At 72.5% G+C, this 24448-nt stretch carries 27 protein-coding genes; 13 read left to right on the top strand and 14 right to left on the bottom strand.

The features are described 5' to 3' along the window. Window positions 1–66 precede the first annotated feature (66 nt). From ABZS51_RS04685 to ABZS51_RS04670, 4 genes are read right to left on the bottom strand one after another with little or no spacing between them, the layout of a single operon-like run. Complete coding sequence (locus tag ABZS51_RS04685) at window positions 67–1011, bottom strand: NAD(P)H-binding protein (protein ID WP_355436276.1); 945 nt, start codon at window positions 1009–1011, stop codon at window positions 67–69. Between the two features lie 29 nt (window positions 1012–1040). Next, the gene (locus ABZS51_RS04680; protein ID WP_355436273.1) at window positions 1041–1916 is read right to left on the bottom strand and encodes a haloalkane dehalogenase; all 876 of its coding nucleotides are present in this window, start codon (window positions 1914–1916) and stop codon (window positions 1041–1043) included. 31 nt (window positions 1917–1947) lie between these two features. Then, on the bottom strand, window positions 1948–2352 hold the full coding sequence (locus ABZS51_RS04675; protein ID WP_355436270.1) for a TIGR03618 family F420-dependent PPOX class oxidoreductase: 405 nt from the start codon (window positions 2350–2352) through the stop codon (window positions 1948–1950). Window positions 2353–2403: 51 nt separating this feature from the next. Next, window positions 2404–3213, bottom strand: coding sequence for an NAD(P)H-binding protein (locus tag ABZS51_RS04670; RefSeq protein WP_355436267.1), 810 nt, complete (start codon window positions 3211–3213; stop codon window positions 2404–2406). Between the two features lie 157 nt (window positions 3214–3370). On the opposite strand from ABZS51_RS04670, the gene ABZS51_RS04665 reads away from it, so the two are divergent. From ABZS51_RS04665 to ABZS51_RS04630, 8 genes are all read left to right on the top strand, one after another. Further along, the gene (locus tag ABZS51_RS04665) at window positions 3371–6115 is read left to right on the top strand and encodes a BTAD domain-containing putative transcriptional regulator (RefSeq protein ID WP_355436265.1); all 2745 of its coding nucleotides are present in this window, start codon (window positions 3371–3373) and stop codon (window positions 6113–6115) included. Between the two features lie 140 nt (window positions 6116–6255). Then, window positions 6256–6426 carry a hypothetical protein gene (locus tag ABZS51_RS04660; protein WP_355436262.1) on the top strand — a complete coding sequence of 57 codons (171 nt, stop codon included), beginning with the start codon at window positions 6256–6258 and terminating at the stop codon, window positions 6424–6426. An 83-nt stretch (window positions 6427–6509) separates the two neighbouring features. Then, window positions 6510–7067, top strand: a complete 558-nt coding sequence (locus ABZS51_RS04655; protein ID WP_310709597.1) for a hypothetical protein — start codon at window positions 6510–6512, stop codon at window positions 7065–7067. Beyond that, entirely contained in the window at window positions 7064–8929 is a 1866-nt protein-coding gene (locus ABZS51_RS04650) for an ABC transporter ATP-binding protein (RefSeq protein WP_355436259.1), read from the top strand. The genes ABZS51_RS04655 and ABZS51_RS04650 overlap by 4 nt, the downstream gene beginning before the upstream one ends. Next, the gene (locus ABZS51_RS04645; protein WP_355436256.1) at window positions 8926–9438 is read left to right on the top strand and encodes a S26 family signal peptidase; all 513 of its coding nucleotides are present in this window, start codon (window positions 8926–8928) and stop codon (window positions 9436–9438) included. Before ABZS51_RS04650 ends, ABZS51_RS04645 begins: the two co-directional genes overlap by 4 nt. A gap of 43 nt (window positions 9439–9481) precedes the next feature. Beyond that, window positions 9482–9718 (top strand): DUF2945 domain-containing protein, encoded by a 237-nt coding sequence (locus ABZS51_RS04640; protein ID WP_355436253.1) that lies wholly within the window; start codon window positions 9482–9484, stop codon window positions 9716–9718. Further along, window positions 9711–10040: a DUF3140 domain-containing protein gene (locus tag ABZS51_RS04635; protein ID WP_355436250.1), complete on the top strand. Its 330-nt coding sequence runs from the start codon at window positions 9711–9713 to the stop codon at window positions 10038–10040. The genes ABZS51_RS04640 and ABZS51_RS04635 overlap by 8 nt, the downstream gene beginning before the upstream one ends. Before the next feature lie 309 nt (window positions 10041–10349). Beyond that, entirely contained in the window at window positions 10350–10931 is a 582-nt protein-coding gene (locus ABZS51_RS04630; RefSeq protein ID WP_355436247.1) for an HAD-IA family hydrolase, read from the top strand. Between the two features lie 75 nt (window positions 10932–11006). On the opposite strand, the gene ABZS51_RS04625 is transcribed toward ABZS51_RS04630, so the two are convergent. The 4 genes from ABZS51_RS04625 to ABZS51_RS04610 form a co-directional block, all read right to left on the bottom strand. Continuing rightward, window positions 11007–11738 carry a hypothetical protein gene (locus ABZS51_RS04625; RefSeq protein ID WP_355436244.1) on the bottom strand — a complete coding sequence of 244 codons (732 nt, stop codon included), beginning with the start codon at window positions 11736–11738 and terminating at the stop codon, window positions 11007–11009. Window positions 11739–11808: 70 nt separating this feature from the next. Continuing rightward, window positions 11809–11952, bottom strand: coding sequence for a hypothetical protein (locus tag ABZS51_RS04620; protein ID WP_355436241.1), 144 nt, complete (start codon window positions 11950–11952; stop codon window positions 11809–11811). 23 nt (window positions 11953–11975) lie between these two features. Then, the gene (locus ABZS51_RS04615) at window positions 11976–12269 is read right to left on the bottom strand and encodes a hypothetical protein (RefSeq protein WP_355436238.1); all 294 of its coding nucleotides are present in this window, start codon (window positions 12267–12269) and stop codon (window positions 11976–11978) included. Between the two features lie 120 nt (window positions 12270–12389). Further along, complete coding sequence (locus ABZS51_RS04610) at window positions 12390–13091, bottom strand: DUF4386 domain-containing protein (RefSeq protein WP_355436236.1); 702 nt, start codon at window positions 13089–13091, stop codon at window positions 12390–12392. A 134-nt stretch (window positions 13092–13225) separates the two neighbouring features. On the opposite strand from ABZS51_RS04610, the gene ABZS51_RS04605 reads away from it, so the two are divergent. Further along, window positions 13226–13975: a TetR/AcrR family transcriptional regulator gene (locus tag ABZS51_RS04605; RefSeq protein ID WP_355436233.1), complete on the top strand. Its 750-nt coding sequence runs from the start codon at window positions 13226–13228 to the stop codon at window positions 13973–13975. Window positions 13976–14016: 41 nt separating this feature from the next. Here the strand turns inward: ABZS51_RS04605 and ABZS51_RS04600 are convergent, their stop codons facing one another. Beyond that, entirely contained in the window at window positions 14017–16143 is a 2127-nt protein-coding gene (locus ABZS51_RS04600; RefSeq protein WP_355436229.1) for an alpha/beta hydrolase-fold protein, read from the bottom strand. Between the two features lie 149 nt (window positions 16144–16292). Then, complete coding sequence (locus tag ABZS51_RS04595) at window positions 16293–17819, bottom strand: carboxylesterase family protein (RefSeq protein WP_355436226.1); 1527 nt, start codon at window positions 17817–17819, stop codon at window positions 16293–16295. Between the two features lie 128 nt (window positions 17820–17947). On the opposite strand from ABZS51_RS04595, the gene ABZS51_RS04590 reads away from it, so the two are divergent. Beyond that, a complete protein-coding gene (locus ABZS51_RS04590) occupies window positions 17948–18505 on the top strand; it encodes a TetR family transcriptional regulator (RefSeq protein ID WP_355436223.1) in 558 nt (185 codons plus the stop codon). Between the two features lie 12 nt (window positions 18506–18517). On the opposite strand, the gene ABZS51_RS04585 is transcribed toward ABZS51_RS04590, so the two are convergent. Together ABZS51_RS04585 and ABZS51_RS04580 are read right to left on the bottom strand one after the other, a co-directional pair. Further along, entirely contained in the window at window positions 18518–19741 is a 1224-nt protein-coding gene (locus ABZS51_RS04585; RefSeq protein ID WP_355436220.1) for an SMI1/KNR4 family protein, read from the bottom strand. 83 nt (window positions 19742–19824) lie between these two features. Further along, window positions 19825–21069 (bottom strand): MFS transporter, encoded by a 1245-nt coding sequence (locus tag ABZS51_RS04580; RefSeq protein WP_355436216.1) that lies wholly within the window; start codon window positions 21067–21069, stop codon window positions 19825–19827. 196 nt (window positions 21070–21265) lie between these two features. Here ABZS51_RS04580 and ABZS51_RS04575 point away from each other — a divergent pair, with 196 nt between their 5' ends. Both ABZS51_RS04575 and ABZS51_RS04570 read left to right on the top strand, forming a co-directional pair. Further along, complete coding sequence (locus ABZS51_RS04575; protein WP_355436364.1) at window positions 21266–21604, top strand: ArsR family transcriptional regulator; 339 nt, start codon at window positions 21266–21268, stop codon at window positions 21602–21604. 60 nt (window positions 21605–21664) lie between these two features. Then, window positions 21665–22765: a M48 family metalloprotease gene (locus ABZS51_RS04570; protein WP_355436213.1), complete on the top strand. Its 1101-nt coding sequence runs from the start codon at window positions 21665–21667 to the stop codon at window positions 22763–22765. Between the two features lie 4 nt (window positions 22766–22769). Here ABZS51_RS04570 and ABZS51_RS04565 read toward each other — a convergent pair whose 3' ends face one another. Then, window positions 22770–23141, bottom strand: coding sequence for an SgcJ/EcaC family oxidoreductase (locus tag ABZS51_RS04565; RefSeq protein ID WP_355436210.1), 372 nt, complete (start codon window positions 23139–23141; stop codon window positions 22770–22772). Continuing rightward, complete coding sequence (locus ABZS51_RS04560; RefSeq protein WP_355436207.1) at window positions 23138–23797, bottom strand: SDR family NAD(P)-dependent oxidoreductase; 660 nt, start codon at window positions 23795–23797, stop codon at window positions 23138–23140. The genes ABZS51_RS04565 and ABZS51_RS04560 overlap by 4 nt, the downstream gene beginning before the upstream one ends. A gap of 74 nt (window positions 23798–23871) precedes the next feature. On the opposite strand from ABZS51_RS04560, the gene ABZS51_RS04555 reads away from it, so the two are divergent. Beyond that, window positions 23872–24234, top strand: coding sequence for a MerR family transcriptional regulator (locus tag ABZS51_RS04555; RefSeq protein WP_310709579.1), 363 nt, complete (start codon window positions 23872–23874; stop codon window positions 24232–24234). Window positions 24235–24448: the final 214 nt, after the last annotated feature.

The following is a 24448-nucleotide window of genomic DNA, read 5'->3' as shown; positions in this document are numbered from 1 at the left end:
TCAGACCTCACCGGCATCGCCGGAACCGGGGCGCCGCGGCGGGCGGGTGGTCAGGCGGGCGGGTGGTCAGCGGAAGTCGGCGGCGTGGTCGGCGGCCCACCGGGCGAACGTGCGTGCCGGCTCGCCGGTGAGCTGTTCGACCGTGGTGGTGACCACTCCTGACCGCGCTCGCGTCCCGGCGGCGGACAGCAGGGCCTCCACCAGTGCGGGAGGCCGGCCGTCGGCGAGCATCCGGGCCCGCGCCTCCTCCACGGGGACCTTCTCGAAGCGCAGCGGGCGCCCGACGGCCTCCCCGATCGCCCGTACCTGATCGGCCCGCCCGATCACCTCGGGGCCGGTCAGCACGTACGTCCGCCCCATGTGCCCCCCACCGGCCAGCACCAGCGCCGCCACGGCCGCGACGTCACGCGGATCGACCACCGCCGTGGGGGCGATCTCGGGACCGCGCACGACGCCCGCGTCGCGGATCTGGGCGGCCCAGCCGCGCGTGTTGGAGGCGATCGTGTCGGCCCGCAGGACGGTCCACTCCATACCGGACCCGGTGATCAGGCGCTCCATGTCGGCATGGAGCTGATTGATCGGGTCGGTCTGCCGCCCGGAGGCGCTGCCCACCCCTGACGCGTTCACCCCTGCCGCGTTCACCCCTGACGCGTTCACCCCTGCCGCGTTCACCCCTGCCGCGTTCACCCCTGCCGCGTTCACCCCTGCCGCGTTCACGCCTGACGAGGACAGGTAGACGACGCGCCGGATGTGGCGCTCCAGGACGTCGAGGACGGGTGGGGCGCCTTCGGCGGTGAGGAACGGCCAGATCAGGAACACCGCCTCCACCCCGGCCAGCGCCGGCTCCAGCGTGGCCGGGACGGCCAGGTCCCCCTCCACCGCATCGACGCCCTCCGGGGCCCGCCGCGCGTCCCTCACGAGCGTCCGGACGGAGACGCCGGCGGCCGCCAGCCGGGCGACGACCTCCCGGCCGACGTTGCCGGTGGCACCGGTCACGAGAATCGTGGTCACGCCACGGGTCAGCCGTGACACGGGGGGCGTTATTCCGCGCCGGTTCGTCGGAGGCCGTGCCGATCCGCCCAGGACGAGACGGCCGCGGCGATCAGGGCGGGCTGGTCCTCCGGCGTGTGGTGCCCGGCGACGGCCTCGGAGCGCTCGATCTCCAGGCCCGCCATGGTGGCGGCGCACCACGCGACCATGCCGTCGTGCATCATCGCCCCCGGCCCGGGCGCGAACGTGAGCAGCAGCTTGGGCACGTCGGGGCTGTCCGCCAGCCACCGGTCGTACGCCTCGATCCTGGCCACGACGTCGGCCGGCTCGCCGCCCAGCGGCATCGACCGCGGCCAGCGCAGGAGCGGCAGCCTGCTCTCGCGCGTCGGGTACGGCTTGCGGTAGACGTCCAGGTCCCCCTCGGAGAGCGGCGTCGCGACGGTGCCCGGCAGGGCCTGCTCGATGAAGGTGTTGTCGTCCAGGATCATGGCCTCGCCGACGCCCTCGGTCTTGATGGCCCGGAACAGCTCGCGGCCGCCCTCCGGGAACTCCTCCCAGGTCATCGGCTTGACGATGGTCTCCGTGAACGCGATGCCGCGTACCCGATCCGGGTGGCGGGCGGCCCAGTCGAAGGCCAGGGCGCCGCCCCAGTCGTGCCCGACCAGCACCACGTCCTGGAGGCCGAGCGCGTCGAACCAGGCGTCGAGGTAGCGGGCGTGGTCGGCGAAGGTGTACTCGATATCGGGTTTGCCCGACTCGCCCATGCCGATGAGGTCGGGTGCCAGGAGCCGTCCGGCGCCCACGGCCGGCATGACGTCCCGCCACAGGTAGGACGAGGTCGGGTTGCCGTGCAGGAAGACGATCGGCGTCCCTGCGCCGGACTCCCGGTGGTGCATGGTGGAGTCGAGGATGTGCTGAACGGGCATGATCTGGTGGTCCTTCGTGTGGAGTCCGGGTTCAGACGTTGAGCCGGGTGACGCGGTCGACCGCGATCTCGATGACCACGCGGCCGGGCGGGTTCGGCGGCGGCGCCCCGTAGCGGGCGGCGTAGCGGCGTACGCCCTCGGCCACCCGCTCGGGCGCGTCGTGCACCGTGGCGGCGCCTTCGAGCGTCACCCATCGGAACCCCACCGCCTGGCAGAGCGCCACACGCCCGCCCGGCCGGGCGAGGTTCCTGGACTTGCGGGTGGCGCCGGTGGTCAGGACCCGGGCCAGGCCCGCGGCACGGTCCCAGGTGAAACGCACCGCGACCACGTGCGGCGAGCCGTCCGGGCGCAGGGTGGTGAGGGTGGCCACGTGCGGCTCGGCGAGGAAACGCTCGACCGCGGCGCTCATCGGTCCGCGTACATCGGCCGCACTCATCGGTCCGCGCTCATCGGTCCGCGCCCATCGGTCCGCGCCCATCGGCCGGGCTCATCGGAAGGCAGGCAGGTTGCGGGCGGCCCAGTGGGCGAAGGTGCGGGGCGCGCGCCCGAGCACGAGCTCGACGTCGGGGCTGACGGCCCGCTCGGCCGCGGTGGGCTCGCCCAGGATGGTCAGCGTGCCCTCGACGACGGGCTCGGGCATCACCTGGAGCATCTGCGCCCGCGCCTCCTCGCGGGTCTGCTCCACGAACCGCACCGGCTCGCCGAGCGCCTCGCCGATCGCCGCCGCCCGCTCGCGCGGGGTGGTGAGCGCGGGCCCGGTCAGCTCGTACGTACGGCCGGCGTGCCCGGACTCGCGCAGCACCACGGCCGCGACCTCGGCGATGTCGGCCGGGTCGATGGTCGGCAGCCCGACGTCCCCGAAGGGTGCGGCGGCGGTGCGCGTGGTCCGGATCGACTCGGCCCAGGCGAAGGCGTTGGAGTCGAACCCGCCCGGCCGCAGGATCGTGAAGTCCAGCCCCGACTCGCGTACGGCCTGCTCGAACATGACCGGGTGCCGGTAGACCTCGGGCCGGGTGCCCGCACCCTGCGAGGACAGCAGCACGACGCGCTTGACGCCCGCGGCCTCCTTGAGGATCGCGTGCGGGTCGTCCCCGGCCACGAGCAGGAAGACCGCCTCGGCGCCGTCCAGCGCGGGGCGCAGGCTCACGGGGTCGTTCAGGTCGGCCCGGTGGTGCAGTGCTCCGTCGGGGACCTCGGCGGAGTTGCGGGACACGGCCGTGACCCGCTCGCCCGCGGCGACGAGGGTGTTGACGAGCTCGCGGCCGACGTTGCCGGTGGCTCCAGTGACGACGATCATGGCTGTTGCCCTTCACTAAGTTAGTTGGCTGACTTAAAAGGACTCTAGCGTGTCCCCGAGGGACATGTCCACTGGAAGCGTGCGCAGGAGAAGATCACCGGTCTTGGCGCCCCGGGGTTCGTTACGCTCGAAGATCCACAAGCAAGGGATGGACGTCGTGCTGATTCGACTGCTCGGACCTGTCGAGGTGGAGCGTGAGGGCCGGCTGCAGCCGGTGCGCCCTCCGCAGGTCGCGCTCACGCTGGCGGCGCTCGCGTGGGAGGCCGGCCGGGTCGTGCCGGTCGAGTCGCTCCTTGCCCGCGTGTGGGGCGAGCAGGTTCCGACCGGCGCGCGGCGCACCCTGTACACCGTCATCACCCGCATCCGCCGCGAGCTCCTGAAGGATGACGGCGCCGTGGTCCACCGGCCCGGTGGCTACCTGCTCGACGTGGACGAGTCCGCGGTGGACGTGTCGCGGTTCCGGGGCCTCACCTTCCAGGCGATGGCCGAGCCGGACCCGGCGCCGCTGCTGGGCGAGGCTCTCGCGCTGTGGCGCGGCGACCCGCTGACCGGGCTGCCGGGCGGATGGGCCGAACGGGCCCGCCACCGTCTGCGCGACGAGCGCAAGGAGACCACGCTGCGCTGGGCCCGGCTGGTGACCGGGCGCGACGCCGCGGCGGCCGTGGCGGCGCTGTCACCGCTGGCCGACGAGTACCCGCTGGACGAACTGCTGGCGAGCGCGCTGATCGAGGCCCTGCACGCCTGGGGAAGGACCGCCGAGGCCCTGGCGCACTTCGCCCGGGTACGGCAGACGCTCGCCGAGGAGCTGGGCGTCGAGCCGGGTACGGAGTTACGCCGCGTGCACCGGACACTGCTGCTGTCCGACGACGCGGCCGAGACCGTCCGCGGAGTGGTCCCCGCCCAGCTGCCGGTCGACCTCAGGTGCTTCGTCGGACGGGAGGCCGAGCTGGAACGGCTGGCGGCGGTCGCGACCGGCGACCCGGCCGGCACCGCGGCCGTCTGCGCCATCTCGGGACCGCCGGGCGTGGGCAAGTCGTCACTCGCGCTGCGCTGGGCGCACCTGCATCGCGGCCACTTCCCCGACGGGCAGCTGTACGCCGATCTCAGCACGGTCGGCTCCGTCGACGCGGCGATGATCCTGCCCCGTTTCCTCGTCGCGCTCGGGGTCCCGGAAGCGCAGGTGCCGTCGGGCGTGGAGGCCAGGATCGGGCTCTACCGCAGCGTGCTGGCCTGCCGGCGGGTCCTCGTCGTGCTCGACGACGCCCGCGGCGCCGACCAGGTACGCCCGCTGCTGGCCGCCGCGCCGGGATGCCTGACGCTGGTGACCAGCCGCTCGGAGCTGTCCGGTCTCGCGGTCGCCGCGGGCGCCTCCCTGGTCGGGCTGGACGTCCTCCCGGATGACGACGCCTACCACCTCCTGGCCGCGAGGCTGGGCGAGCAGCGCCTGATGGCCGAGCCGGAGGCCGCCGCGCTGATCATCCGCCAGTGCGGCCGGCTACCGCTCGCGCTGGCGATCGTCGCGGCGCAGCTCGCGCAGCGCACCGAGCTGCCGCTGGCCGAAGTCGCCGCGGACCTCTCGCGGGCCGGCGCGGATCTGGAGCCGTTCGCCCACAGCGACCCGGCGATCGACCTGCGCACCGTGTTCGGGCGGTCGTACCGGGACCTGCCCGAGCCCGCGATCCGGCTGTTCCGGCGCCTGGGGCGGCACCCCGGACCGCATGTGCCGCTCGCGGCGGCGGCGAGCCTGGCCGCCCTGCCGGTGGACCGGGCCAGGGAGCTGGCCGTACGGCTCGACCGCGCCAGCCTGGTCGACATGCGTACCCCCGGCCGCCTGCGGTTGCACGACCTGCTGCGCGTGTACGCGTCGGAGCAGGAGCGCGCCGCCGACAGCCGGGCGGTGCGGCGTGGGGCGACGCGGCGGCTGCTGGACTACTACCTGCATTCGGCGTGCGCCGCGAGCGAGGCGTGCTACCCCCATCGCGAGAAGCTGGACCTACGGCCCCGGGCGCGAGGGGCAGCGGTGGAGCGGTTCGCCGGGCAGGCGGACGCCCTGCGGTGGTACGCCGACGAATGCGTGGCGCTCCCGGCGCTGCTGGCGGAGGCGACCGAGGCCGGGCTGGACCGGTACGCGTACGAGCTGGCGTGGGCGTTCGCCGAGTTCATGCAGCGCCGCGGTCCGTGGGAGCAGATCCTGCGCGTGCAGGCCGTGGCGCTGGACGCGGCCGGCCGGGCCGGCGACCTGCTGGCCCAGGCCCGCTGCCACAACAGCATCGCGCGCGCCCATGCCAGGCTGGGCGGCCACAAGGAGGCGGTCGGGCACTTCGATCAGGCCGTCGGCCTGCACCGGCTCCTCGACGAGCCGGTCCTGGAGGCGCACGTCGAGCTGGGCCTGACGGTCTCGCTGGCCCAGATCCGCCCCGCCGAGGTGCTGGAGCACGCGGTGCGGGCGCGGGAGCTGTTCCGGCGGGCCGGCGACGTCATCGGCGAGGCGAGGGCGCTGAACAACGCGGGCTGGTGGCGGGCCCAGGGCGGCGACTACGACGAGGCGCTGGCCGACTGCCGCAGGGCGCAGCGCATCCTGGCCGAGTTCGGGTACGCCCAGGGCGAGGGGCACGCCTGGGACAGCATCGCGTACATCCTGCAGGTCAAGGGGGACTTCGCGCAGGCGGTGGCGGGCTACGAGCGGGCGGCGGAGTTGCTGCGCGGCTGCGACGACCTGCACCCGGCCGCCGAGACGCTGGTGCGCCTGGGCGAGACCCAGCTGCGGGCCGGTGACACCGCGGCCGCCCTCGCCGCCTGGGAACGAGCGGCGGAATGCTACGACGCCGTCGGCGACGCGCAGGCCGGCAAGGTACGCGAGCGCATCGCCGCCCACGCCCCGCCCCCGGCGGCAGGCCGTTGAGAAATCATTGAGAAATCGCTGAGATCCCCGGCGCAGGCTGCGACGTGCGGCGGGACGACGGCGCAGGACGGCCGTGGCCCTGCCGCGCCGGGTGAGGGAGGGCCCACCCGGAACCATGACAGGGAGGTTCAATGCGCGTCGTGACCAGAATGGCGGACCGGCTCCTGGAGCTGATCGCGCCGCACACCGCGGCTCGGGCGACCGACTGCGACTACCAGTGCTGCAACAGCTCCACCTGGAAGTACTGCTGCTACTACCCGAACGGCAGCCACCACTGCGGCGGCTGCGTGGCCACCAAGTCCTGCCGGTAACCGGCACTTGTGATTGAACGGTGCCCGGCCGCGGACGGCCGCGGCCGGGCACATTCATGCCCTTTTCCACACGGAGGTGTCTTGTGCCCTACCTGGTCGCCATCATGGTCCTCGTCGGCGTCCTGTGTCTGGCGGACCTGCTGCTCACCCTCGGCGTGGTCCGGCGGATCCGGGAGCACACGAAGCTGATCGACGCGCTGTACGAAGTCGTCGGCGCGGGCGGCATGCCCGGAGCGGGCGCGAGCCTGCCCATCGGTGAGGCCGTCGGCGACTTCGACGCGACGACCGTGGACGACGTGCGCGTGACGCGGGACGGCCTGCCCGAGGGGACGGTCGTCGCGTTCCTGTCACCGGACTGCCGGGGCTGCCACGAGCAGCTTCCGGAGCTGACCTCCTGGGCGGCACGCCATGACCGGTCACGGGTGCTCGCGGTGGTCGACGGCCGCTCGGGCGACCCCGCGGAGCTGGTCACGACGCTGTCACCCGTGGCGCAGGTGATCGTGGAGAAGACGTCGCCGCCGCAGGTCGCCGAGGCGTTCAAGGTGCAGGCCTTCCCGACCTTCTTCCAGGTGGCCGCGGGCGGCAAGCTCCTCGCCACGGCGCCTCGGGTCACTCGGCTGCCGGCCGGGGCGCCGGCGTGACCAGCCGCCGGCCGGGCGCCGTACCGACGCCCGCCGGCCTGGCGGGATGCGCGGCACGCGCGGCCCGGACGGTGTGGCGCTCGGCCCCGGCCCACGTCCTCGGATACCTGGCGGTCACCCTCGTGGGCGCCGCCACCCCGATCGCCCTGGCGTGGCTGACGAAGTCCGTGCTGGACGGACTGGCGCACGGGCGGACCACCGCGCTGCTCGGCCTGGCGGTGACGATGGCCGTCGTGACGACGGCCGCCGCGGCGGCGGCGCACGCCGCGCAGTACCTGCGTGCCGAGGTGGACCGGCGGACGGCGCTGCGGGCCAAGGACGAGCTGTTCGAGGCGGTGACCGGCTTCGCCGGACTGGCCGGCTTCGAGAGCCCCGCGTTCCTCGACCGGCTGCGCCTGGCCCAGCAGAGCGCCACCAACCCGGGCAGGCTGGTGGACACCGCGCTGTCCGCCGCGCGGAGCACGGTGACCGTCGCCGGGTTCGTCGGCTCCCTGTTGCTGATCAGTCCCTGGTTCACCGTGCTCGTCGTGCTGTCGGCCGTACCCGCGCTGCTCATCGAGCTGCGCATGTCGCGGCAGCGGGTCGCCATGCTGTGGCGGATCGGGCCGGCCGAGCGCCGGGAGCTGTTCTACGCGCGCCTCATGTCCACGGCGGAGGCCGCCAAGGAGATCCGCCTCTTCGACCTCGGCGCCTTCCTGCGCCTTCGCATGCTGACCGAGCTGCGGACGGCCAACGCCGCGCGCCGCCGGATGGATCGGCGCGAGTTCGCCGTGCAGGCCGGCCTGTCGGGCGCCTCGGCGGGCGTGATCGGCGTGGGACTGGTCTGGGCGATCCTCGCCGCCGGCCGCGGCGAGCTCAGCGTGGGCGACGTGTCGATGTTCGTGGCGGCCGCCGCCGGGGTCCAGTCCGCGCTCAACATCATGGTGTCGGCCGGGGTGATGGCCTACGAGCAGCTGCTGACGTTCCACCATCACGTCTCGATCGTGACCGCCGGCCCCGACCTGCCCGTGCCACGCTCCCCCAGGTCGCTCCCGCCTCTGCGCCTGGGCATCGAGCTGCGCGACGTCTGGTTCCGGTACAGCGAGGATCATCCGTGGATCCTGCGCGGCGTCGACCTGTTCATCCCGCACGGCTGCACGGTCGCGCTCGCCGGCCTCAACGGCGCCGGCAAGAGCACGCTGGTCAAGCTGCTGTGCCGGTTCTACGACCCGACGCGCGGTGCGATCCTGTGGGACGGCGTGGACATCCGCGACGTGCCGCCGGAGACGCTGCGCGCCCGGATCGGGGCGGTGTTCCAGGACTTCGTGGCGTACGAGCTGACCGCCGCCGACAACATCGCGGTGGGCGACCTGGGCGCCGCCCAGGACCGGACACGGACCGAGCGGGCGGCGCGGGACGCCGGCGTCCACGACGCGCTCGCGGCTCTGCCGCGCGGCTACGACACGCTCCTGAGCCGCGAGTTCGCCCAGGACGCCGCCGACGATCAGGAGGACGGGGAGGGGGACGGCGTGCTGCTCTCCGGCGGGCAGTGGCAGCGGCTGGCGCTCGCGCGGGCGTTCCTGCGCAGCGACCGGGACCTGATGATCCTCGACGAGCCCAGCGCGGGCCTGGACCCCGAGGCCGAGTACGAGATACACAGCCGGCTCGCGCGGCTCAGGTCCGGCCGCACCAGCGTGGTGATCTCCCATCGCCTCGGCGCGGTCCGTGACGCCGACCGGATCGTGGTGCTGGCCGACGGCGTCGTCACCGAGGAGGGCACGCACGCCACGCTGCTGGCGGACGGCGGCACGTACGCCCGGCTGTTCACCCGGCAGGCCAGCGGCTACCGGGACGACGCCCGACCGGCGGAGGCCGCTCGATGACCGGCGTGCCGGCCGGTGCGCTGGCCGGTGCGCTGGCCGGTGCCGTCGTCCTCGCCGTCGTGCTCGCCGTCGCCTGGCTGCGCAGGCGGTACGTGGTGGTGACCGTTCAGGGGGAGAGCATGCTGCCGACGTACCGGCCGGGCGAGCGCCTGGTGGTCCGGCGGACGTCGGCCCGCTCCCTGCGCAGGGGGCAGGTCGTGGTGCTCACCGGCCTGAGCCACCGTCCGGCGCGCGGCCGTGTGGGCGGGGTGCCCGCGCCGCGGCCGGCCGGGGACGAGCAGGGCATGGGCCCGCGCTGGATCATCAAGCGGGTCTCGGCCGTCCCGGGTGACCCGATCCCGCGGGACACGGTGCCCCCGCTGCGAACCGCGCCGGGCACACACGTACCCGCCGGGCACCTGGTCGTGCTGGGCGACAATCCAGACCGTTCACACGACTCCCGCCATTCCGGATATATGACCACGGACCGCCTGCTCGGCGTGGTGCTGCGCAAGGTGGGACAGCCCTGATCGCTGGGTGTTCCGGCCATTCATCCACGGGTAGCCCCAGGTCATGACCAGTAAGCGCAAGAAGGATGAACTCTCGGCAGGCGACGAGGTCACCTGGAAGAGCCACGGCTCCTCCACCTCGGGCAAGGTCGAGAAGGAGATCACAAAACGGACCGAGGAGGCGGGACGTACCGTGAACGCCTCGCCCGACGACCCGCAGTACCGCGTGCGCAGCGACAAGAGCGGCCGGACCGCCGTGCACAAGCCGTCGGCCCTGCAGAAGAAGGACCGCCATGACTGACGACGAACGGGCGGTCAGCGCGGACTTCGACGAGGCGGTCAACATGACCGCTGCGGAGCTGGAACGCTGGCTCGGCACGAAGGAGAGCAGAAGCGTGGGCGACAAATCCGGGGGCGGCGAGTCGACGGGCCACGCCTCCGGCCGCCGGATCGTCGAGATCCTGCGGACGAAGAAGAGCGACCTGGGGAAGGACGACTACGCCCACATGCGGAAGGTGACGGGTTACGTGCACCGCCATCTGGCGCAGCGTCCGTCCGGGGACGTCGAGAACACCGCCTGGCGGTACTCCCTCATGAACTGGGGCCACGACCCGCTCAGGTAGACGTTCCGGAGGTGCCGGAGGTCACCGGCAGGTGCAAACAAGCGGCAGCCTCTTCCAGGGGGTCCCACAACCTCGGACATGCAACGCCGGCCGGCTCGGCGATCTGCCGGATGGCCGCGTTGATCCGCTTCCAGGCGTTGACCGAGGCGCTCCGACGACCCCCGAGGCGGCGACCTTCGACTCCCGCAACCCGAGCACTCTCGCAACCCCCAGCACTCCCGCAACGCCGAGCACTCCTGCAAACCCAGCAGTCCCGCAACCCCCAGCCGGCCGTCCGTCCTCCCTCGACATGCACGGCACAATGACGGCGTGACCCCCTTTGACGCTGTGCTCTGCGATCTCGACGGTGTGCTTCGCCAGTTCGACCATGCCGTCCAGGCCGACATCGAAGCCCGCTACGGCCTGCCTCTGATGCGGACCGCCTTCGACCCGGCCCTCATCGGCCCGGCCGTTCTCGGCGTGACGACCGAGCGGGAGTGGGCGGAGGCGATCGCCGTGGCCCTGGGCGACGACGAGCGGGCCAGGCAGGCGGTGGCCGAGTTCATCGAGGTGCCGTTCTGGGTGGACGAAGAGGTGCGGGCGTTGCTGGCGAAGGCGCAGGAGCACGTGCCGGTGGTGCTGGTCACGAACGCCATGGACACCGTGGAGGAACACCTCGACCGGATGGGGCTGACCTACTTCGCCGACGCCGTGGTCAGCAGCGCGCGCGTCGGGCTGGCCAAGCCTGACCGCCGCATCTACGAGCTCGCGGCGGAGCTGGCCGGGGCCGCACCCGAGCGGTGCCTGTTCGTCGACGACCGGCTGGAGAACGTGGAGGGGGCCAGGTCACTCGGCATGACCGGAGTGCATTTCCGCACGGCCGCCGATCTCGCGGCAGCGCTTGGCCGGTAACGAGCCCAGCGCCAGGAACACCGGAACGCGCCGCTCCGCGGCGAGCCTGTGCGGGGACGCTGGGGCAGGCCGGTCTCACCGCGTGGCCGAGGCGAAGGAGGCGCCGGTGTTGAGGCGGTCGATGAGGGACATGAGGCCCTGTCTGCCCCCGTGGGCCCGCAGCCAGCGGTTCACCTGGCAGGCCGACCGGGCGTACGTGGTGACATCCTTGCTCGCCGCGGCCAGCCACTCCCCCAGCGTCACGGGCAGCGGCCCCGCCGGAGGCGTCGTGCAGCGGTCGCCGGAGCCCGCCGGGGCGAGGTAGCGGGGATCGTCCGAGACCACGACCGCCAGACCCTCGTCGAACCACTGCGGCACGTCCACGCCGGAGGAGAGGCGGGCGTGCAGCTCGACGTGGGACATCTCGTGGGAGGCGATCACGGCGTCGAGGCCCCGGGGTGACAGCATCACCGACCGGTTGAGAATCGCGATGCCGCGCTCCTTCTTCCCGCCGATGCGGGAGTAGCAGGCGTCGGTCACGCAGACGAGCAGGCGCGGAGAGCTGAGCGGCGTGCCGTAGAAGGACCCGATCCGGTCGCGGGCGCTCGCCACGGTGCGGCGGATCTGCTCGCGCTGCGCGTCGGACACGTCCTTCTCGGCGTACACGCCGGGCTCCAGCTCGGTCAGGCCGTAGCAGCCGGGGCAGGTGGTCGCCGCGACGGAGGGATAGGCCAGTGCGACTCCGGCGACGGCGGCCACGAGCAGCGCCGCCAGCGCCGCGACGAGCCGAGCCCACCACTTGCGGGATCTCTTGCGCGGGGCGTGCACGTCCAGGTCCTCCCTGCTTGCCGAGCCGGTCTACCGGAGACACTTTGGCGGATCGCCGCGGCCCCGCGCGTCAGACCACGGTTTGATATCCGGCCCGGACCCGCCACACCGCCGGGACCAGCAGGGTCGCGACCGTGAAGAGGACGCCGAGCGCCGCGCTCATCGCGAGCACCGTGCCGGCGCCGCCGTCACCGGGGGTCCATGAGAAGGACACGTGGCGGGCTCGATCCGGTGGACTCAGTACGAGGCGGACTGATCCGCAGGGCGGTCACGTGCTGCGATGGCCAGGGCGATGAACGAGCGGAAACGCGCGTACTCCTCTTGGTCCATCTTGAGTTTCACCCCGCCGTGGATGTCGTCGTCGCCCTGCCTGGCACCCAGGTGGACCTTGAAGCCGTCACCGTGCGGCCGGGCATCCACGCCGAGGAACGCCACGTGGTAGCGCATGCCCTCCACGGCCCGGTGAAAGACCTCCAGGGTCCTGCCGTCCTGCACCAGGATGTAATCGCCGAGCTCGAACTCCGCCGCCATGGCTTCTCCTTCGTACCGTGCGGATGCACAACCCGCGCCTGCACGGTCAGGGCGAGTGCCGGTTTCCACTGCCGGGGATTCTCGTCGCATCCGGCGCTGGACCGATACCCCAGTTGCTTCTCAGCTGCTGGGGGACAGCGCGTTCGCGCCGGGCGCAGGCCTGAACCCCTTGGCGATGAGCCAGACGGCGAGCGCCACCTCCCAGGCGAACACCGGGACGGCCGCGATCACCCCCCACACGGAGACCTGCTCGTACAGCCCGAACATCACCGCGGTCGCCGAAGCGAAGATGATCGGGCCTCCGGCGAGCCCCAGTACGGCGATGGGCCGCGGCACGCGCGCGGACCGGTACATCAGGTACGCCAGCAACAGCGTGTTCACGCCCAAGGCGATGTTGGGCCCGAACAGGAACGTCCCATCGTGAAGGGCCACCAGGGACTTGCCGACGGTGACGAGAGAGGCCGTGTCCATGTCCGCGGCCCCCGCCAGGTCCTGCCTCAACGTCACGACCGAAAGGACGCTGACGATGCCGACGGCGATGGCCGCGGCTTCCATGAGACGGCCGCAGACATAGCCGAGGGCGACGGCCTCGTTCTGCGCCTTGAAGATGGGGAACAGCGTCACTCCGGTGCCGATGACGGCGATCACCAGGATCACCTCGGAGAACGCCCCCAGGAGCACGCGGGTGTCGGCGCCGGAGCCGATGATGTAGTCGGGCGTGCTGACGACCGGGGCGTAGAGAGCCAGTGCCGCGATCCCGGTGATCTCGGTGAGGACGAAGAACACACCCGCGACTAACGCGGCCTTTCTGGTCGAGCTCATCCGGACTCCTTTGTTCATGGCGGCCGCTCGGCGACCCGCTCAGGTGGACGGTGTACACCCACGCCGTCACGGTATGGTGTACGGCGTACGCTCGTCAAGGGGAAGGCGTCGGTCGATGCCTGTACGCGAGGAGGATGATCGAGACGGCTGAGCACCTGGACGTCGCGCGAAGGGCCCCCCTCAACAGGGACCGCGTGCTGCGAGCAGCCGTCGCGCTTGCCGACGACGTCGGGATCGAAGCCCTCAGCATGCGCACTCTCGCCCGCGAGCTCGGTGTCGTGCCGATGGCGCTCTACAAGCATGTGGCCAACAAGGAAGAGCTCCTGGACGGCATGGTCGACATCGTCGTCTGCGAGATCGACCCGCCGGTCCACGACGCCGACTGGAAGAGCGCGGTCCGGCAGAGGATCCTCTCGGCCCGACGAGTGCTGCGACGTCACCTCTGGATGTCTCGGGCGATCGAGTCGCGGGCCAAGGCGACACCGGTCGTGCTGGAGTACATGGACTCGATGATCGGACTGTTCCGGGCCGGCGGCTTCTCCGTCGATCTCACCCATCATGTGATGCACGCCCTGGGCAGCCGCATGCTGGGGTTCAGCCAGGAGTTGTTCGACGACTCGCAGAGCGAACCGGAGAGCGCCGACCCGGACGCGCAAGCCGACATGCTGCGCGAGATGGCAGGCAGATACCCCCACATCGCGGAGGTGGCGATGGCGGCGGCTCACGACGAAGAGTCGGTCGTGGGCCAGGGGTGCGACGATCAGTTCGAGTTCGAGTTCGCACTGGATCTGCTGCTGGACGGATTCGAGCGGCTCCACCGGCAGGGGTGGGGGCCCACCGGCCGTTCCCGGGACGACAGCGCGGCCTTCCCGGCCCAGGAGTGAAGGTCCCGACCGCCGCGCGCGCCGGCTGACCGGGCCCCCCGTCAGCCGGCGGGCAGTCCGGTCGAGGGGTCGATGGTGGTCGCGAAGACGTCGCCGTTGCCGGGTGCCGTGCCGTCCGCCGGGGTGCCGTAGGTCAGGCCGGAGACGGCCACCTTGCCCGAGGCGGTGGCGGCGGCGTACAGGTTGGGCTCGGCGAACGGGTCCACGGCGTCGTCCCTCGCCGTGCCGAACTGCGCGGCGCCGCGCTGCTCGCCCTTGCCGTCCAGCCGGACCGTCAGGACGTCGGCGCCGCCCGCCATCACGCCGACCCGGCCCCTGGTGTAGCCGACGACCTCGACCTCGCCGCCCGGCAACGGCGCCACGGCGGCTCCCTCGTCGGCGGCCGGGGTGGTGAGGGCGGCGTTCCAGCGCTGCCGGCCCGCGCTGGTGTAGGCGGCGGCGAGCAGGTCGCCGCCGCTCGTCCCGGTGGTGACGGCCAGGCCCGCCGTGGTGACGGTCACCGCGTTCAGCCGGTCGTCGCCGGGTCCTCCGGCGCTGGTGGCCCACCGCCTGGTCCCGTCGGCCGCGTACCCGGCGATCCAGCCGTCGAGGCCGCCGAGGGCGTTCGTCCCGGGCAGGGCGGCGGTGGTGCTGCCGGTGACGTAGAGGTTCGTGGCGTCACCGGCCACGCCGTATGCCTTGTCCTCGCCCGCGCCGCCGTACTGACGGACCCAGGAGAGCGTGCCGTCGGCGGCGAGGCGCGCCACCAGGGCGTCCTTGTCGCCGCTGTTGGGGCCGTCGAGCGACCCCTTGGTGTAGCCCGTCACGTAGGCGCCGCCGTCAGGAGCGGCGGTCAGGCCGTAGAGGCGGTCGGCCGCGCCGGGATCACCGAACTGGGTGATCCACCGGACGGTCCCGCTCGCGTCGAGCCGGGCCACGAACGCGTCGTCGGCGGCGTTGCCGGGGTGGCGGCCGTCCAGATCGCCCTTCGTGTACCCGGCGGCGAGCACGCCTCCGTCGGGCAGCGCCGCCACGCCGTACAGGCGCTCGTCGGCCGCGGTGCCGAGCTGCCTGGTCCAGGTGCGGGCGCCCGTGCTGGTCAGCACCGCGTCGAGGCGGCCCGCGTACGGTTGGCCGGCCACCGGACCGCCGGCCGCGAACCCGGTGGTGACCGTTCCGTCGGCGTGGGCCGCGACGCCGCCGGCCCAGTCGGCGGCGGCCGTGCCCAGCAGCGGAGCGGGCAGGCCGGCGGGCGGAGTGACGCTCAGGCCGGGGCCGAGCTCGGCCATCGCCTGTTCGAACGCGGGTGACCAGACGGTCCAGTCATGGCCGCCGTCGAGGACGCGGAGCTGCGCGGAGACCGCCTGCGACCGCCGGGCGGCGTTGTAGAGCGCCGCGGACTCGAAGTCCAGGTCGTGGTGCGCGTCGGCGGGGGCGGGGTTGGCGTACTCGTCGTCGCCGACGGCCACGAAGAGCCGTACGGGCCGGTCGGCGTCGAGCTTCGGCAGCAGGGCCGGATAGTTCAGCTCCTGGTACACGTCGTCGGCGAACTTCTGGGCGCCGCTGCCGAACGCCCCGTAGTCGCGGGCGGAGGAGTCGGACGGGGGCAGCGGCGTGTAAACGGCCGGACTGAGCACGACGGCGGCGCTGAACAGGTCCTGGTGGACGAGCGCGAAGCGCAGCGCGCCGGCCCCGCCCATCGAGTAGCCGCCGATCAGGCGGGCCTCGCGGATCGGCGCCGTGCGGTAGGTCGCGTCCACGTACGCCACCAGGTCACGTGTCAGCGCCGTCTCCACCGGGCGGCCCGGCAGGTCGGCGCCGGTGTAGCGGGAGTCGACGTACCAGCTTCCACGCTCGCTCCACGGCGCGTCCGGCATGACGGCGATGACCGGCGGTATCCGTCTGGTCCGGATCATCTGGTCGAGGGTGTCCTTGACGCGGGTCCATGCCTGCATCGTGTCGCCCCGGCCGTGGAGCAGGTACAGCACCGGGTGGCGGTTCTTGCCGGTCTCGTACCCGTACGGCAGGTAGAGGTTGAACGCGATGTCCTCCCCCAGCGCCTTCGAGGGTGCCGAGCCGGTGGTCAGGGTTCCGCCCTTCGGCGCCCGCACGACCGCCTCACCCGGCACGGCCAGCAGCAGGACCATCGCGAGGGCGGCGAGCAACCCGGCGCCACTCCACCTGGGCATGGGCATCGGCACTCCCGTAAACGTTTACAGCTTGGACGTTCTTGTTTCAGGAGAGTTTCATGGTGCGGAAGGTACGGTGTCAACGGTCCGTATGTCACGAAAAGCCCGAGTTCCTGGACGGGACTCGGGCTTTCTGCGACGGCCTGGCTTCACGCGGCGGGCAGGCTCTTCCAGAAGCGGTAGTCGTGGTCCTCGGCGAACGCGGTGCGGCGCCAGGCGCCCGACGTCAGCGACTGCACGTACTGTCCGTCCCGGAACGAGGGCCAGCCGGTGCGGCCGTCGGCGGCGAAGCCGGTCCACACGCCGATCAGCCGGTCACCGAGCCGGGCCTGCGCGGGGGTCAGCTCGCCGAACAGCTTCATGTCGAAGAGGTAGGGCAGCTCGGCCATGTGCTGGGCGCGGGCGGGGAAGCTCGAGGCGGGGTAGCCGGCGAACCAGGGCGTGTCACGCTCGGCGAACTCGTACATCCGCGTGGGCGTCCAGCGGGCCAGCAGGCGGGCGGTGTCGAGCGACGGGACCGACCACGCCGAGTCGGTGCCGAGGGCGGCCAGCGCCTGGCCGGCGGAGTCGTACCTGCTCAGCGGGTACCGCCGGAGCACCTCGTCGGCGCGCTCGCCGAACCGCTTCCTGACGGCCGGCGCGTACTCCTCGTCCTTCATGGGCGCGCCGCCCGGGGCGAGCTCCAGCCCGAGGACCATGCCGTTCTCCTCGTCGTGGTTGACGCCGACGAGGACGGGCACGCGGTTGAACCGGCCGGTGCGCAGGGCCTCGGCCGGGCTGAGCGGCAGGACGGCGGTGCCGGAGACGGGGCGGGGCTCGTTGAAGGAGCCGTAGGCCTTCAGCAGGGTCGCGGCCGGGACGCGGCGCAGGCACCCCGCCACGTCCTCCTTCCCGTCGCAGCCGACCGCCTCGACCACGCGGTCGCTGTCGGCCTTCGCCTCGGCCATGGTGCGTGAGCCGCCGGTGGCGCACGGCGAGCTCTGCACGATCGCCCGATCGAACAGTCCGGCCGACCGCGGTGACGCCAGGTGGTCGCAGACCGCGTACCCGCCGCCGGACTGGCCGGCGATGGTGACGTTCCGGGGGTCGCCGCCGAAGGCCGCGACGTTCTTGCGGACCCAGCGCAGGGCCGCCTGCTGGTCCTGCAGGCCGAAGCTCCCCTCGCCGCCGACCGCGTCGTTCGCGAGGAACCCCATGACGCCGAGGCGGTAGTTCATGGACACGACGACGGCACCGCCCGCGGCCAGCCGTTGCGGGCCGTACATGTCGCCCGTGCCGTACATCAGGCTGCCGCCGTGAATCCAGACGATCACCGGCAGCCGGCCCGTGGCGCGGGTGGGGGCGGTGACGTTGAGGTACAGGCAGTCCTCGTTGTCGCTGGGCACCCCGATCGGGTAACCCGCCGGCTGCGCGCAGGCCCCGCCGGGGGACGTGGCGTCGCGCACGCCGCTCCACGGGGTGACGGGCGCGGGTGACGTCCAGCGCCGCTCACCCACGGGCGGCGCCGCGTACGGGATGCCCTGGAAGCTGCGCACCCGCGCTCCGGCCACCCCTCTCACCAGGCCGTCCGCGGTCTTCACCACCGGTGCCGCTGCTTGGACGGGGGCGGCGATCGCAGGCGCGGCCGTCACCAGCCCGCCGACGAGCCCGAACATCACGATCATCTGCTTGCGCACGGTTCTCTCCTCATTCCGATCATTCGGATCTTTCCGACGACGCATCTCGCTGATCGCTGACCGTACACGGTTTTTATGCGATCGCATAATGCGTTCGCATGAATAAATTCGCTGGTATGCTCGGGCGCATGGGGAACCGGGAAGATCTCTTCGCCGCCGCGAAGCGCTGCCTGCTGGAGAAGGGCTACGACCGCTCCAGCGTCCGCGACATCGCCTCGGCCGCCGGGGTGAACATGGCGGCCATCGGCTACCACTACGGGTCGCGGGAGAAGCTGCTCAACCAGGCGCTGTTCGCGCTGCTCGACGAGTGGGGCGACGCGATGGGCCGGGTGCTCGACCCTGACGTCGGCCTCGTCGGCATGTGGGAGAACCTGCTCGGGCGATTCGCCGGCGACCAGGCCCTCTGGTTGGCCTCCGTGGAGCTCTTCCTGCAGGCCCAGCGCCGCCCCGACCTCCGCGACCAGCTCGCCCAGGGCACCAGGGAGGGCCGCCGCGGCATGGCCGCGATCCTGGAGAACGTGCCGGAGGACGAGGTCCCGGAGCGGGCCGTCCGCACCGTCGGCATGGTGCAGATGGCACTGATGTCCGGTCTGATGATCCAGAGCCTCAGTGACCCGGACAACGCCCCCACGGCGGCCGAGGTGCTGGAGGGCCTGCGAGCCCTGGCGGCTCTCGCCGAGAAGTGACGGGCCGGCGCCTCAGCCGGCGCCTTCGCGCAGGACCTCCCAGTCGAGCTCACCGGCCACGGCCCTGGGCTTCCAGTAGCCGATGGAGCCGCCCGTCTCCAGGGCGTCGGCGGTGGCCTTCAACAGGGCGTGGTACGAACGGATCCGGACCCCTCCCGGTCTGAACCTCATGCTGCCCTCGTGGTCGGTCTCGCCGACGTCGCCCTTCACCGAGTCGATCACGAGGTGGTCGCCCGTCCCGCTGGCGCCGAAGGGCAGCATCCGCCCGTCCCACCAGTCCGTACGCGGATCCGCGAACTCGGCGTCGCCGTCGATCTCGCACAGCCCCCGCCACGTGTCGCGGATGTCCAGGACGGCCATGTTCGAGTTGCCCAGGAAGCCGAAGCCCCACGTGCTGTTCGTCATGACGGCCCCGTCGTGCCGCAGGAGCGAGGCCCGCAGGTCGTCGGGGAACCGCAGGCCCGTCGACGCCTCCGCCGCCGCGACGGCCTCGGGCTTCGCGGGCCTGCCGAGCGTGCGGTAGCTCCGGGGGGCGTTGGCCTTCAGCCACACCTCGATCCGCCGCCACTGCCGGTTCACCGCCCGGGCCACCTTCGGGTCGGGCTTCCGGACGCGCGGGCGGGCGTCCCCGGGCAGGCAGTCCGCGTCGGGATCCGACGCGTCCTCAGCGACCGCGTCCTCAGCGACCGGGTCCTCCGTGACCGGGTCCTCCGTGACCGGGAGCTGGTCGCCGGTCGGCGCGTCCTTCGGCCGGACCGTGGCGAAGAAGCAGGCGACGTGGCCGTCCGGGGAAGTCTCGTCACACGACTCGTCCCCGTACTCGGGCCCGTACTCCCACCCGAACGCGGCCTCGACGGTCGTCTCCTCCCGGGTCCCTCCCCCGGTCTCCTTGGAGAACACCGCGAACTCGAGGACCTGACTACCGGCGGCGAGCAGGAGCAGCGCGAGTCCGGCCACGCCCCAGCGGGCCAGGCGACGCCGGGCCGCCTCGCTCAACGGCTCCCTCGGCTCACCTGCCGCGAAGAACGAGGTGAACGCGGGACGGTCGAAGAGGGACGGCCGGCTGGCGTACCGCGCGAGGTCGTCGGCGGTGGGGGTGCCGAGGACCGGCACCGGGGGCCACCGGACCACGGCCGCGGCCGGAGGAGCGGCCGGAAGAGGGGGCTCGTCGCCCTGCCGGGCCGCGCGCCGCCCCCCGGGCCGGCGGCGGGAGCGCACGATGACCACGATCGCCACCGCTGCCACCGCGGCGGCCAACAGCGCACGCCATAACCCGCGAGAAGTGATCATTCGCCGCACGTCCGGCAGAGTACCCGCGATCAGCCCGAGCCGGGCGCCATAACGCGTCTGCCGGTGAGAACCACGATGCCGCCGATGACCGCGAGGCCCGTCAGCACGGAGCCGAAGACGGTCGCCCCGGTGGTCAGGCCGGCGGCGTCGCTGAGGTAGCCGGCCGCTACGGGCAGGGCACCGGCGGGCAGGTAACCGCCGACGTTGAGGGCGGCGTTGGCCTCGGCCAGACGCCGGGGCGGGATGGCGGAGTTGAGCAGGGACAGGCCGCCGAGCTGTCCCATGCCCTGGCCCGCGCCCGCCAGCAGGGCGGAGGCGATGAGCGCCGCGACCGAGGAGGCGTGCACCGCGACCACCAGGGTCACCATGCTCGCCGTGGTGCTCGCGGCGCCGGCTGTCAGGATGACGTGCCGGTCCAGCCGCTGGACGGCGAACTGGATCCCCGTGGCGGCGAGGAACATCACGAACGCCATGGCCCCCGCGACGATGCGGCTGGTCGTACCCAGCAGAGCGGACAGCAGCGAGGGTCCCAGGGACAGCACGAACGAGGTGGCGGTGATGCCGGGAGCGAACACGGCGATGCCGGGAACGAGCCGCGCCCCGGCGCCGCGGGGAACGCGCGGGACGCGTACCCAGGCGCCGGAGCCCGGCCCGGCCGGGCGGGGCACGGGCATGCGCGACACCGCGAGGACGGCGGTCACCAGCAGCGCGGCCTCGACGACGAAGACGGTGACGGTCGGGCCCGGCACGGTCTCCGACAGCACACCCGCCAGCAGCGGCCCCAGTCCCGCGCCGAACACCATCGAGCAGGAGGCGAGCAGCGCGGCCGGCCGCCTGCGCTCCGGTCCGGCCACGTCGGTGACCGCGGCCATGCCGGCCGAGACGACGGCGCCGACGGCGACGCCGGTGAACAGGCGGGCCACGATCAGCGCGGCCACGCTCTGGGCGGTCGCGAAGATCGCGCAAGCGGCGAGGGCGAGACCGAGCGCGGGCAGCAGCACGGCTCTGCGTCCGAGCCGGTCGGAGAGCACGCCGGAGACGAGCAGGGACCCGAGCAGCCCGACGATGTAGAAGGCGAAGACGACGGTGAGCGTGCCCTTGGAGAAGCCGATGTCGCGCTGCCACAGCACGTACAGCGGGGTCGCCGCGTTGGACAGCACGAAGACGGCGGTGACGGGCCAGGCGGCCAGCCATATCCACCAGGCCGGAGCCGGGCGGGGGTGACGGGCACCGGCCCGCCGCCGCCCACGGACCGCGATCGAACTCTCTGACACGGCGCTCTCCCATCAGTACGAAAAAAGTCGAACCAGTACGAATGGAATCGAACCTAACATCCAGTACGATTGGAGTCGAACTACGGGATCCCGTCACGAGGAGTCGCCCGTGCCACCGACCGTGGCCACCACACCCGCCACCACACCCGCCACCACACCCGCCACCGCGCCCCCCGTCACGGCCGCCATCAAGGAGCTGCCGGAGCCACCCGGCCTGCCCGAACCGCTGCCGGAGCCGGCGCTCCATGACCTGCGCCTGGAGGTGGTCCTCGGCGCGCTGAGCGACCCGCTGCGCCTGCGCATCGTGCGCAAACTGCTGCTGGAACGCGAGCGGTTCGACCACCCCTGCGGCTGGTTCGGCCTCGACCGCCCCAAGTCGTCGCTCAGCCACCATTTCAAGGCCCTGCGCGAGGCCGGGATCATCAGGCAGCGCCAGTACGGTCTGGAGCGCCGCAGCCACGTACGCACGGCCGACCTCGAAGCCCGCTTCCCCGGCCTGCTGGACCTGGTCGCGGCCTGGACGCCGGCTCGCTGACGTCCACCGGCGGGAGCGGGCGTCTTGCCGCCATGCCGGGCTTCTGGCACGTTGTCCGCCATGCCCGCCGCATCACCGACCGCGTCTCCGGGGTGCCCTCCACCGGCTTCCGTCCCGCCGCCCCGGGCGGGCGGCCGCGCGTCCCGGACCGCCGGCTACCTGCTCGCCTTCCTCGTCCACCTTCTGGCGCCGGCTTTCCTGGTCACCGGCATCTACCTGGTCACCCGCCTGACCATGGGCGGCATCCTGTTCGGCCTCGTGGCGCTGGACCTCGCCTGGCTGCTGCGCCCCCGCCCCGCCCCCTTCCCCGCCTCCGCCGTCCCCCTCGCCCGCTCCGACGCCCCGCGGCTGTACGCGCTCGTCGACCGCATCGGCGCGGACCTGGGGGCGCCGAGAGCAGACCTGATCGCCCTCAGCGGCGCGGTCAACGCCTCGTTCCGCACGTACGGCTGGCGGCGCACCCACCTGGTGGAGATCGGCTACCCGCTCTGGCTGCTCCTCGGCCCGCAGGAACGCGTCGCCCTCCTGGCCCACGAGATGGCCCATTCCAGCAACGGCGACGCCAGGCACGGCCTCGTCATCGGCAGCGCGCTCCACTCGCTCCACGAGCTCCGCCTGTTCGCGAGCTTCGCGTGGCGGCCCGGTGACGGCGTGTCGGCCTTCATCACCGAGTGCCTCCACGCCCTCCTGGGCATCCCGGTCCGCGGTGTCATCCTCCTGCAGGAGCTCCTGCTGTACCGCTCCTCCCAGCACGCCGAATACCGTGCCGACGAGATGCAGGCCCGGACAGCCGGCACCGAAGCCGCCGTCTCACTCCTGGACGTCCTGACCACCCGAGCCGAATCCGTCGGCCGCTTCCTCGGCTCCAGCGCGGTGGCCGTCGGCACCGCAAACCTGTGGACGGCCCTCCGGTCCACCGTGGACGCCGTCCCGGACGCCGAGCTCGAACGACGCCGCGAGGCCGCCCGCGTCGAGAGGACCCGGCTGGACACGACCCATCCCCCGACGCACCTACGCGTGCGACGCCTCCTGGCCCTGCCGTACACGCAGCCCCGGGTGTCCGCCCCGCCCATGGAACAGATCGAGGAGGAACTGCAGCAGGCAGCCGAAAGCGTGGCCCGGAGTCTGCGGGAGAACGCCCAGGCCGCCCTCTACCGATGAGGCGTCACAGGCGTGTGGCGGCGTGGTACTGGTTTATGAGCCAGGTGCCCTCTGCCTGTTCGGCCACGACGGACAGACGTACCAGATGGGTGCCACCCGTGGGCGCGGTGAACGTCACCTCCGCGAATCCGTGCACGACGGCCTGCCCCAACCGGGCGGCGGACACCACCGTGACCTGCGCCGTCGTACCGATAGCGGCCTTGTCGTAATACTCGAAGATCTCGCCCGGACCATGTCGCAGCCGTGGACTGATGCCCTGAAAGAGTGCGTTCCGGCTGAACAGGGCGACCATCTCGGCCGGCCGGTGTCCGTTGAAGGCCCGCCGCCAGTCGTCGAGCAGCCCGGCGAGAACGTCGGCGGCCACGACGCCGGTCATCGCGAGCGCCCAGCGTGCAGAGCCTCCTCTTCCCATTCCTGCCGTGGCTGCGTGTGCAGCCGCCAGTAGTGCTCGGCGATGTCGTCCGGGTCGAAGTCGGTACCCGGGGCGACGGGGCCGGCCACGGTGACGCTCGCCACGTGCACCCCGGCGGGTCCGTACGCCTGGTCGAGCAGCGTGACCAGGGTCCGGACGCCTGCCTTGCCCAGCGAGAGGCTCACGTACTCCGGCTTGGGCTCGGGCATGCCCCCCGTGACGAGGAACGTCCCGCTGCCGCGTGCCGCCATGGCGGGCGCGACGTGAGCCGCGGCGTTGAGCGCGCCGACCACGTTGACCGCCCATGCCTCCATGTGACCGCGTACCGACAGCTCACCCGGCGCGTCCGCCCGGATGATCGCGGCGTTGTACACGACGACGTCCGGCACGCCGTGCGCGCCGGCAGCCTTGTCCAGCGCGGCGGTCAACCCGGCCTGGTCGGCGCTGTCGGCCTGCAGCACGACCACCGGGACACCGCTGGGAGCCACCGCCTCGGCCGCGGCACGCAGCGTCCGCTCGCTCCGGGCGATCAGCGCGATCGGCAGGCCCTCCCGGGCGAACCGGCGGGCCACCGCCTGCCCGATCCCGGGACCCGCACCGATGATCACTGCACCTGACATCGACAGCTCCTCATTTCTCGTCGATCAGCGATACTGGGGACGGTAAGGCGTCACACCATGTGAAGGTCAAAGGGATGCGGATCGGCGACCTGGCCCGTGAGACCGGGGTGAACAAGCGGCTGCTGCGCTACTACGAGGAGCAGGGGCTGCTCAGGCCGCTCCGGCTGGACAACGGCTACCGCGAGTACTCCGAGGCCGACGTCGCGACGGTGCGCCACATCCGCGCCCTGCTCGCCGCCGGGCTCTCCACCGCGGTCATCGCCAGGGTCCTGCGCTGCGTACACGGCGAGGACGAGCTGATCGCGCCCACCGGCTGCCCCACCTTCGTCGACGAGCTGCGGCGCGAACGCGTCCACGTCGCCCAGCTGATCGCCCAGCTCCAGGGCTCGCAGCGGATGCTCGACACGATCCTCGACGCGGCGCTGCGACAGCCCTGACGCTGCGCCGGTCCGAGGCGGGAGCCCCTTATGGCCCGCCTCCCATGAAAGTTTCACAGACAGCCTCATGCCCGTTTTGTCGCCGGCCAGCGGCGATGCCTTATGCCCCCACGATGACACCCGGCGCCCATTGACCCGAGGAAAGCGCTTTCCTACGCTGACCTCGGTTTCATCGATGTCTCCATGCTTTGCCCGGCCAAGGACACAGACGGCC

It is taken from the genome of Nonomuraea sp. NPDC005501, from assembly GCF_040605905.1.
In the GTDB taxonomy this organism is placed as follows: domain Bacteria; phylum Actinomycetota; class Actinomycetes; order Streptosporangiales; family Streptosporangiaceae; genus Nonomuraea.
Note: the sequence above shows the minus strand (reverse complement) of the source record. Positions and strands in the feature narration are given on the sequence as shown.